General features: G+C 71.5%; 5 protein-coding genes. 1 reads left to right on the top strand and 4 read right to left on the bottom strand.

Features of this window, described 5'->3' with window-relative positions; all coding sequences use genetic code 11:
• Nucleotides 1-697 precede the first annotated feature (697 nt).
• From ACFT5B_RS12440 to ACFT5B_RS12425, 4 genes are all read right to left on the bottom strand, one after another.
• On the bottom strand, nucleotides 698-2,110 hold the full coding sequence (locus ACFT5B_RS12440; RefSeq protein WP_386798642.1) for an NAD(P)/FAD-dependent oxidoreductase: 1,413 nt from the start codon (nucleotides 2,108-2,110) through the stop codon (nucleotides 698-700).
• A 59-nt stretch (nucleotides 2,111-2,169) separates the two neighbouring features.
• Nucleotides 2,170-2,724, bottom strand: a complete 555-nt coding sequence (locus tag ACFT5B_RS12435; RefSeq protein ID WP_386798640.1) for an SRPBCC domain-containing protein — start codon at nucleotides 2,722-2,724, stop codon at nucleotides 2,170-2,172.
• 143 nt (nucleotides 2,725-2,867) lie between these two features.
• The gene (locus ACFT5B_RS12430) at nucleotides 2,868-6,671 is read right to left on the bottom strand and encodes a discoidin domain-containing protein (RefSeq protein WP_386798638.1); all 3,804 of its coding nucleotides are present in this window, start codon (nucleotides 6,669-6,671) and stop codon (nucleotides 2,868-2,870) included.
• 320 nt (nucleotides 6,672-6,991) lie between these two features.
• On the bottom strand, nucleotides 6,992-8,023 hold the full coding sequence (locus ACFT5B_RS12425) for a LacI family DNA-binding transcriptional regulator (RefSeq protein ID WP_386798636.1): 1,032 nt from the start codon (nucleotides 8,021-8,023) through the stop codon (nucleotides 6,992-6,994).
• 207 nt (nucleotides 8,024-8,230) lie between these two features.
• Here ACFT5B_RS12425 and ACFT5B_RS12420 point away from each other — a divergent pair, with 207 nt between their 5' ends.
• A complete protein-coding gene (locus ACFT5B_RS12420) occupies nucleotides 8,231-10,504 on the top strand; it encodes a carbohydrate-binding protein (RefSeq protein ID WP_386798634.1) in 2,274 nt (757 codons plus the stop codon).
• Nucleotides 10,505-10,631: the final 127 nt, after the last annotated feature.

Below are 10,631 nucleotides of genomic sequence, written 5' to 3'. Positions count from 1 at the left end.
AAGCTAAGCCCTTCAGCGCCGATGGTACTGCCCTGGTGACGGGGTGGGAGAGTAGGACGCCGCCGAACACCCATTCAACCGAAGGCCACCCCCACACGGGGGTGGCCTTCGGCATACCCCCACACCGACACCCGGACACGGGTACCGGTGGGCACGTCCCGGGGCGAAGGCTCCGAATGGCCCGCTTCCCGGACCCCGGCCCGCATGGGGCGCAGCGGCGGGTCCGCGGACCGGCGCGGGCAGCCGGTTCCGGCTGTCGTGCTCCGCCCCTCGGGCCTGTGGGCTCTCCTCGGCGCCCTTCACTGCCTCCCCGCACCCACCCGCTCCGGTGTCGTCGCGCCCGGGCGCGTGGTCCTTCTCGCGGCGTCCCCCGCGCGAAGGCTGAGATATCTCGCCGATACCTCGCCGTGGCCTCCCTTGTGAGGCGTGCCCGCCGGAGGCCGAGTTCGTGCGGCGCCGTTCGGGGCGGCCTACTTCGCGAGGTATGCGGGGTGCCGGTCTACTTCGCGAGGTATGCGGGATGCCGGTCTACTTCGCGAGGTATGCGGGATGCCGGTCTACTTCGCGAGGTATGCGGGATGCCGGTCTACCTCGCGAGGTATGCGGGATGCCGGGGTACTTCGCGAGGTAGACCGGCCGCCGGCATACCTCGAGAGGTGGGGAAGACCTGGGTCGCGGGGGGTCGAGGCGGTGCGGGTCAGAGCTCCGCGTCCGCGCGCTCGGCGTCCTCCTCGGCCTTCGCCTCCTGCTTGGAGTGCGGTACGGCGCGCTTGGGCCGGATCGCGGGGACGTCGCCGACGATCGGCACGGGCTTGCGGTTGAACCGGAACCCGTAGCGGACCGCGAGGCCGGCCATGGTGGTGATGCGGTTGCGGGCCCCGAGCAGCGAACCGATGTGCACGAACAGCCACACCCACCACGCGGGGTACGCGGTGAGCTCGACGACGCGCGACATCCCGGGGATCTTCCGCAGGAACGGGACGGCGTGGAGCACGGGCAGATTCGCGATGCCCGGGAGCTCGCCGATCGCGGAGCGCCGGCCGATGATGGCGAGCTGGCCCTTGTCGTAGTACTCGAAGGCCTGCGTCGGCTCGCCGGCGATCAGGCGCAGGATCTGCTTGCCCGCGTGCCACCCGCCCTGGATGGCGGGCTGCGCGAGCTGGGGCAGGTCCTGGGGCGAGACGGCGACGTCCCCGGCGGCGAAGACCCCGGGCAGCCCCTCGACCTGCAGGTCCGCGCCCGTGCGGATGCGGTTGCCCTTGTCGAGGGGGAGCGACCAGTCGGTGACCTCCTCGTGCGGGGCGACGCCCGTGGCCCAGATCGTGAGGTCGGAAGGGATGCGCCGGCCGTCGGTGAGCTCGACGGCGTCGGGCAGGACCTTGGCGACGCCCGCGCCGAGCATCAGCTCGACGCCGCGGTGCTGGAGCTGGTGCGACGCGTAGGCGCGCAGCTTCGGGGTGAACGGCTTGAGGACGTCCTTGCCGCGCTGCACGACCGTGATCGAGAACGCCTCGCCGTCGATCTCGGGGTACGCGGGCATGAGGCCCTGCTCGCGCAGCTCCGCGAGCGCGCCTGCCATCTCGACGCCCGTGGGGCCACCACCGACGATGACGACGCGCAGGCCGTCGTGCCGGGTGGGGCTCTGCGCGGCCTTCTCGAGGCGCGTGAACAGCGTGTCGCGGATCTTGATGGCCTGGGATCGCGAGTACATCGAGAACGCGTACTCCTTGGCTCCCGGCGTCCCGAAGTAGGTGGTCGTGACGCCGTTCGCGAGGACGAGGTAGTCGTACGAGACTTCCTCGCCGTTGAGGAGCGTGATGCGCTTGGCCTCGGTGTCGATCTCCATGAGGTGCTCGTGCACCACGTCGACGTTGTCCTGCTTGAAGCGCAGCGCGCGCAGGAAGTGGGTGACGTCGCCGGGGTTCAGACCGCCCGTCGCCACCTGGTAGAGCAGCGGCTGGAACGTGTTGTAGACGCGCCGGTCGATGAGGGTCACGCGCACCGGCGCGCCCGCGAGGGCCTTGACGGCGTGGATGCCGGCGAACCCGCCCCCGACGACCACGACGTGAGGGCGGCTGTCCGGTACGGATCCTGTCTGCGAGTTCGTCACAACCCTCCACGGTACCGGGGTCGGAGGGCAGCTGCGGGCCGCAGGCCGCCCGGTGTGGCTCAGGTCTCGTCCGGGCCGCCGTCGTCCTCGCCCGGGATCGGTGCGCCCGCGGGCATCCCCGCGGACAGGTAGGCGTCGTAGTAGCCCCGCCACCGCTCGCGCGCCTCGGGCGTGTGCGGGCCGGCGGGGTCGTCGTCGGCGAGGTGCGCCTCGAGCTCGTCGAGGCACACCTCCCACCCGGCCGCGTTGCGGGACGCGGAGTCGCGCAGGTCGAGGACGTCGGTGAGCACCAGCCGGGCGAGCGGCTCGCCCTCGGACGAGCGGCCGGCGTCGGCCACCTCGAACCACAGCTCGTCCTCGCCCCACGTGAAGGCGAACGCGCGCGGCGGGTCGTAGGCCAGGACCTCGCCGCGGGTCGACGGGAGGTTCGGGTCGTCGGTGAGCTCGACGGGGCCGCCGACGCGCGGGCGGTAGGTGACGGTCTGCGGGAACCAGGTGCGCATGTCGCTCGGGTCGCTCACGGCTCGCCACACGCGGTCCGACGACGCCGCGAGGGCCACGGTGAACCGCACCCCGGCGCGCCCGTCGAGGTCCACCAGCCTGCCGTGCCTCATGCTTCCTCCCGCGCCGTCGTGCTGCTCCCACGCTAGCGCGGCGCGCCCCCCTCAGCCCGGCGACGGCGACGGCCGCCCTCCCCCGGTGGGCAGGACGGCCGTCGCCGCGCGCGGGCGCCCCGGGTCGAACCCGGGGGCCGGCGTCAGTCGCGGACGATCGTGAACGTGCTGGTCGTGTTCTTGATGTCCTGGGCGTTGTTCGCGAACGTCAGGCCGTTGAAGGTCGCCGAGCCGACGGCCGGCCCCTGACCCGACTCGGGCTGCTCGTTGACCCAGATCCCGAACCCGGACTTGGCGTCGAAGGCGTCACCGCTCTTCTTGGCCCCCGTGATCGACACGTTCGTGAACACCGTGTCGGTGATGGGGTTCTGCGGGGTCGAGCCGACGTAGTTCGTCTGGAACATGATCCCGGAGTACGTCGGGTCGATGATGTCGACGTCGTTCAGCCGGATCGCCGTGAACTTCTGCGAGGCGGAGAACAGCCAGATCGCGGGGAACGTCTGCTGCCCCCAGAAGTGGCCGCCGTCGCGCTCGAGCGTGATCCCGTCGAACACCGTCTGCTTCGGGCCGAAGTCCTCCATCGAGTACCCGAAGTTCAGCGACGAGATCGTGATGCCCGAGTAGACCAGGGTGTCCGCGACGTAGATGTTGCGGAACGTGTTGTCCTGGCCGCCGTAGACGGCGATGCCCGCCGCGCGCCACGTGAGCTTGGCGGTGAGGTTCTCGAGCACGTTGCCCTGCTCGCCGGTGCCGCCGTTGTCCTTGGCGGCGAACAGCGCGAAGCTGTCGTCGCCCGTGGAGCGCGCCTCGTCGTTGGCGACGCGGTTGCCGCTCGACCCGTTGGTGAGGTTGATGCCGTCCGCGAAGGTGTCACGGATGCGCATGTTCGTGAACGTCGAGCCGTCGACGTTCGTGCCCCACACGGCGCAGACCTGGTGCTCGATCCAGACGTCGTCGATCGTCAGGTTCGAGACGCCGGTGAGGTCGAAGACCTTGCCGGGTCCGTCGATGCGCTGGGTGTAGTTGCCGAACCACGCGAAGTCCCGGAACTTCGAGCCCTGCGCGGTGGTGTCGACGCGGAAGCCCGTGTCGGTGTTGGACTGCGCCGGGTCGGAGTGGAACCGCGTGTACCAGACCCCGGCGCCCACGATGTCGAGCGCCTTCCCGTAGACCTGGAACTTGTTCGACACCGTGTAGTCGCCGGCGGGCAGGTACACCCCCTTGACCTTGCCCGTCGTGTCCTGACGGGCCTTGTCGAGCGCGTCCTGGACCGCCTGCTGCGTGAAACCGGTCGGCTGGACGTACGCCGACGCGTCCGGGTTCGCCTGCTGCGTGGCCTGCTCGAGGTCGACGAAGTCGACCGCGATGTTCCCCGAGCTGGCGGCGTCCTTCTGGAGCCGGATCGTCGAGCCCGCGGGGACGGTCTTGCCGAGCAGGACGTTCGCCTCGTCGTAGACGTGACGCGGCGCCCCGGAGCCGGGCGTGTTCTGCGGGTTCGTCTCGTCGCCGTAGAGCCACGCGTACGCCGAGGTGAGCGGCAGCGCCTTGAGGAAGGCGCCGTCGACGTACACGTTCACCGACGACGTCGTCCCGTCGGGGATGGAGAACCGTGCGACCAGGGTGTTGGTCGACGCCTTGGTGGTCCACTCGACGTACGAGCCGGTCTGGTTCAGCGCCACGGCCTTGCGGCCCGACGCCTCGCCCGCGAGGTCGCCCACGGTCCGGTTCGGGCCGAGCACGACGGCGCCGCCGCCCGTCCGGCCGTCCTCGGCCTCGTAGGTGTCGTACGGCATGTTGGCGCCGCGACCCACGAAGAACGACTGCGACTGCGTGTTGTTGGCCTTCTTCGCGGCGATCTCGTTGGCGTCGTCGGCCACGGTCACGGTGACGGTGTACTTGCCGTTCGCGGCCGTCCACGAGCCGAGCGCGACCTGGGCGTTCCCGTTCGCGGCGATCGCCCCGCTCACCGAGCCGGTGAGCGTCTTGACCGTCGCGCCGTTCGCGTCCTTGAGCGTCGCGGTCACCGCGTGCGAGCCGGAGGCCGCCGCGACGTTGCCCTGGTTCGCGACGACCGCGGTGAACTGCACGGTGTCGCCCGCGGCCGGCGTCGACGGCGCCCACGAGACCGTGGGCACGAGGTCGGAGCTCGGGACGGCGCTGACCACGAGGGCGGTCGGAGAGGTGGAGGCGTTGTCGGTCTCGTCCTGCTCGACGACGACCCCCGCGGAGTCCGCGGTCGCGCCGATCCGGTACGAGTCGGCGTTCAGCACGCCCACGTTCGCCGTGACCGTGGCCTGGCCGCCCGCGGCGATCGCCGCGACCGGCTTGGTGGCGACGGTCGCGCCGTTCAGCTGGAACGACACGCTGCTCGCGGCAGCGTCACGGTTCCCCGTGTTCTTCACGACGGCGCTGAGCGTGACCTGGTCCGTCTCGACCGGGTTCGTGGGCGACGACGTGACGCCCGTGACCCGCAGGTTCGGGTTCGGTGCCGGGGTGCCGTAGACCTCGAGCTCGGCGACCTGGCCGTTGCTCGACCCGCTGTTCGCGGTGAACGTCAGCCGGACGTCGGACGCCGTACCCGTGACCGGGATCGTGACCGTGTTGCCGCTGGACGGGTTGAACGAGTACGTCGCGGACGCCTTGAGCGTCGTCCAGCTCGACGAGCCGGCCGCGCGGCCCTCGACGCTCAGGGTCTGCGTGCGCGCGCCCCAGGCCGAGGCCGGGTTGAGCTTGAGGACGACGCCGGAGACGGTCGTGTCCGAGCCGAGGCTCACCGCGAGCGTGCTCGGGTAGGCGCCCGCGGCACCCTCCCAGTAGGTGGTGACGTCGCCGTCGTTCGCGTTGGTCGCGGCGTAGGTCCAGTTCACCGACGACGCCGTGATCGCCTTGCCGAGCGCGACGTTGCTGCCGGTCGGCGGGGTGCCGGGGTCGGTCGGCGTGCCGGGGTCGGTCGGCTGACCGCCACCCGCCGCGTCGCCGTAGACCTGGAGCTCCGAGAGCTGCGCGGCGTTCCACCCGCTGTTCGCGCTGACCGTGACGCGCACGTAGCGCGCGGCCCTGTCAGGCACGTCGAGGTTCACCGTGTTGCCCGACGCCGGGTCGAACGCGTACGTCGCGGCCGCCTTGGCCGACGTGAACGACGAGCCGTCGTCGCTCGTCGAGATCGCGAGGGTCTCGGTGCGCGCGCCCCAGCCGTCGGGGAGCTGGACCGCGACCCGCTGGACGGTGCGGCTCTGCCCGAGATCGACCTGCGCCCACTGCGGGAACTGGCCGCCCGTGCCCTCCCAGTACGACGACTTGCTGCCGTCCGTGAGGTTCGACGCCACGTACGGCGCGCTGCTCGAGCTCGTCGTGGCGGTCTTGCCCTGCGAGAGCACCGTGCCCTCGGTCCCGCCGTCGCCGCTCCCCGCGGTCCCGGTACCGCCGCCCGACGACGAGCCGTGCACGACGAGCCCGGACAGCTGGCCCGCCGGCCACCCCGTGTTCGCGCTGAACACGAGGCGCACGTAGCGGGTGTCGGCGTCGGGCGTGTCGACGGCGACGGAGTTCCCCGACGCCGGGTCGAACGTGTAGCCCGTCGCGGCGACGAGCGACGAGAAGCTCGAGCCGTCGGTGCTCGTCTGGATCTGGACGGTCTCGGTGCGGGTGGCCCAGGACGCGCTGTTCGGGAGCTGCAGCACGAGGTCCGTCACGTGCTGCGTGCTGCCGAGGTCCACCTGGACCCACTGCGGCAGGGCGTTGTTGCTCGACTCCCAGTAGGTGCTCTGGTTGCCGTCCGTGATGTTGGTCGCCTGGTAGGTCTGCGACACGCTCGAGGCGGTCGCGCTCTTGCCCTGGGCGAGGTCGGTGCCTGCGGCGCTCGCGCTGCCGCCGAGCACCAGGCCTGCCGGGAGGAGCAGCGCCGCGCTCGCGGTCGCCGCCAAGGTCGTGGTCAGTGTTCGTCTCATGATCGTCGTCGATCTCCTCGTGGTCCCTGGTCGGACTGACCGAGCACGCGATGCGCCCCGTGGGTGCTGGGGCTGCGCGCGGGTGACGTCGTCGTCGACGGTCCGCGCCTGAAGCCGCTCCGCTTGCTTGCGCTCGGGTGTTGCAAGCCGTTTGCGTTAATCGGTACGTCGGTGTGCGAGACGCGAACGGCTTCTTTCGTTCCCCTGGGGCGACCTTACGAACCGCGGCGCCCACGGGCAAGGGGAAGCGGCGAAATGGGGCGATGGGTGCGCTCCCACGTCCGGCCGGCAGCGCAGGGCCCCGGTCGCGCTTCCGGCGGTCAGCGGGGACGGGGCGCGGTCCCCGTCGATCCCCGCACGACGAGCTGCGTCGCGAGCTCGACGTGCACCGCGTCGAGCTCGTGCCCCGCCAGCCTGCGCGCGAGCAGCGACACGCTCATGCGGCCCATCTCGGCGAGCGGCTGCCGGACGGTCGTGAGCGTCGGGCTCGAGACGTGCCCGACCTCGAGGTCGTCGAAGCCCGTGACGGACAGGTCCTCCGGCACCCGCAGGCCGCGGTCCGCGGCGGCACGGAGCGCGCCCACGGCGACCTTGTCGTTGAAGCAGACGAGCGCCGTCGGACGGTCGGCGAGGTCGAGCAGGTCGGCCGCGGCGGCACCGCCGTCCTCGAACCGCGGGTCGTCGACCGGCCGCACGCGCTGGGGGTCGAGCAGGACCCCGACGCCCGCGAGGGCCGCGCGGATGCCGGCGAGCCGGTCGACCGACGCGAGCCAGTGCGGCGGGCCGCCGACGACGCCGATCCGCCGGTGCCCCAGCTCGAGCAGGTGCTCGGTGAGCTGCCGTGCCGCCGCGAACTGGTTGGCAGAGACCGCGACGACGTCCTCCGGCGGGCGGGTCCGCGGGTCGAGCACGACGAACGGGAACCCGGCCCGGCCGAGCGCCGCCAGCTCGGCAGCGGGCTCGCGGGGCAGGACGAGGATCGCGCCCGCGACGTCGCGGCGGGACGCGAGCGTCGCGAGCGGGTCCTCGTGCTGCGCCCCGTTCCCCGCGGAGAGCAGGAGCGGTCGGCCGTGGCGCTCGAGCGTGTCGGCGACGGCGGAGACGAGGAAGCCGAAGTAGTCGGTGAGGACGTAGGGGCAGCGGACGAACACGGCCGGCCGGCTCGGGCGCGCGTCGGCGCGAGGGAGCGGCGGCGCGACGTCGAGGGCGCGGGCCGCCGCGAGGACGCGGTCGCGCGTGGCCGGAGCCACGAGGGTGCTGTCGTTGAGCACGCGTGACACCGTCGCCGGAGAGACACCCGCGGCGGCCGCGAGCTCGCGCACCGACGCCCGTCGGAGGCTCTCCTGTTTCACGGTGTTTCATCCCCTCGATTCCGCCGGTCCGGGCGATCGTAGCCCGCTGATCATTGAACCTGTGCACCGCCCGTGCTTGTCTGTCGCTCGCACTGAGGGACCTCGTTTCACTGTTTCAGTGCTCGGCCGACGACGGCCGGGCGGAGGTGGCGAGATCTCGAACGCACCGTCCCGACGACGTGCACACGGCATGCGACAAGGAGCACCATGCGACAGCGAGCAGCGACGCTCGTGGCCGGCACCGCCGGCCTCGCCCTCGCCCTGGCGGCGGGGATCAGCACCACGGCCGGCGCGTCCGGCAACCACGGCCACGGGCACGGCGGGGGCTCGAAGGGGACCCCCGTCGAGGCCACCTGGTCGGACACGTCGGGCAGCACGCAGTGGGTGCCGCTCGACGCGAGCCGCTTCACCACCGACCGCGGTGCGCCCGCGGCCGCGACCGTCGTCGTCGACCCCGCGGTCACCGCGCAGCGCTACAGCGGCATCGGCATCTCGCTCGACGAGACGAGCGTGTCGAACCTCTGGAAGCTGCCGAAGGCCGAGCGGGAGGCGACGATCAAGAAGCTCGTCTCGCCCACCCAGGGCGCGGGGCTCGACCAGTTCCGCCTCACCATCGGCACGCCCGACACGATCGAGCACATGCCGTTCACCTCGTACGACGAGATGCCGGCGGGCCAGGAGGACTGGGACCTCACGCACTTCTCGATCCAGCACGACGTGACGTACCACATCATCGACACGATCAAGCTGATCCAGAAGTACAACCCCCGGGCCACGTTCTTCGCGTCCGCGTGGAGCGCGCCGAACTGGATGAAGACGAACGGCCAGTTCGCCGGCGAGGTCGCGCTCCTCCCGGGCAGCACGACGACGTACTACCAGGTGGGCAAGCTCCGCGACGACGCGATCGACGTCTTCGCGCGCTACTACGTGAAGTTCCTCCAGGCGTACGCCGCGCACGGCATCCCGGTCCAGGCGATCACGCTCCTCAACGAGCCCGGGATGGACGTCGTCTACCCGGCGATGGACCTGTCCGTGCTCCAGCAGCAGAAGCTCATCCTGGCCGTCAAGAAGCAGTTCGCGAAGGCGCACCTCGGCACGAAGCTCTGGGTGCACGACTTCAACTTCTGGGACTGGAAGAACCCGAACGACGCCACGACCAAGAACTACTACCGGATCTTCGAGGACTCGCCCGACGGCACCATCAAGGGCAAGGACGTCGAGAAGGCCGCGGACGGCGTCGCGTTCCACCCCTACTGGGGCGACCCCGGCGTCATGAAGGACACCGCCGAGCAGACCGGCAAGCCCGTCTACATGACGGAGTCGGGCGGCATCGACGGCGGCACGATCCTCGACTACATGCGCCTCGACGCGGGCAGCTACAACGCGTGGACCCAGATCACGGACCAGAACGGCGGCACGCTGCACTGGACCGACCAGCGCAACAACCACGTGGACTGGGACCAGGTCGCGAAGACCTCGCTGTGGAAGGACCGGCTCGTCACCGCGCACACCGACACCGGCACCTCGACGTACAACGCCACGCTCGGCGGCGTCGGACAGTTCGCGCGCTACCTCGACCAGTCCGACGTGCGCGTGCAGTCGTCGGGGGCCGACGGCGGCGTGAAGAGCGTCGTGTACCGCGAGGACACCCCCGGCAAGAACGCGAAGGAGTTCGTCGCGGTCCTCCAGAACTCCAACGCGACCCCGACGGAGACGAAGGTCGTGCTCGGGGGCGAGTCGTTCACCGCGACCCTGCCGGCGAGCTCGTTCTCGACGTTCCGCTGGACGTCGGTCGTGCCGTCGGCGAAGGGCGACCGCGCCCCGACGCTGGGCGCCGTCGCTCCCGTGAGCGTCGACGCCGGCTCGGAGACGACACTGCGGCTCCAGGGCAAGGACGCAGACGGCGACGCGCTCGCCTACTACGGCCTCGACCTGCCCGCGGGCGTGACGGTGGACGCGCGGACCGGCGTCGTCCGGATCGCCCCGACCCGGGCCGGGACGTCCACCCTGACGTTCGTCGTCACGGACGGCGCGAAGAACACCACGACCACCGTCGACCTCACGGTGAACCCCGTCCCGACGCCCGTGGGCGACCGCGTCGAGGCCGAGGCGTTCGTCGGCCAGAGCGGGTTCTCGGGGTCGTTCGTCGAGTCGACCCCGGGGACGAGCGGGGGCCAGGACGTCGGGTACACGGCCGCCGGGAACTGGCTCACCTACCTCGTGGACGTCCCGGCGGCCGGGACGTACCAGGTCGAGTGGCAGGTCGCGAACGGCACGGGCGCGGCGGCGCCCGGAGCCGTCTCGCTCCGTGACGGGTCGGGCGCAAGCCTCACCACCGTCGACGTCCCCGCGACCGGCGGCTGGTCGACGTTCAGGACCGTCACCACGACGGCGACCTTGGCCGCCGGGAAGCAGACGCTCACCGTGTTCTGCAACACCGGCGGGTTCAACCTCGACTACTGGCGGGTCGTCCCGCAGTAGTCCCACGGGGCGGTCCGCCGCCCCGGTGAGCGGGTGGCCTCCTACCGTCGGGTGCGTCCGACGGTAGGAGGCCACCTTCGTCGTGCGCGGGGTCCGGGCGGGCGGCCGTCGGGGGACCGTGCCAGGG

The sequence above is a fragment of the Luteimicrobium sp. NPDC057192 genome, from assembly GCF_042670205.1.
In the GTDB taxonomy this organism is placed as follows: Bacteria; Actinomycetota; Actinomycetes; order Actinomycetales; family Cellulomonadaceae; genus Luteimicrobium.
Note: the sequence above shows the minus strand (reverse complement) of the source record. Positions and strands in the feature narration are given on the sequence as shown.

Excerpts from the sequence above, each read along its gene's own strand:
- ACFT5B_RS12430 (WP_386798638.1), bottom strand. The coding sequence starts at position 6,671 with ATGAGACGAACACTGACCACGACCTTGGCGGCGACCGCGAGCGCGGCG.
- ACFT5B_RS12435 (WP_386798640.1), bottom strand. The coding sequence starts at position 2,724 with ATGAGGCACGGCAGGCTGGTGGACCTCGACGGGCGCGCCGGGGTGCGG.
- ACFT5B_RS12420 (WP_386798634.1), top strand. The coding sequence starts at position 8,231 with ATGCGACAGCGAGCAGCGACGCTCGTGGCCGGCACCGCCGGCCTCGCC.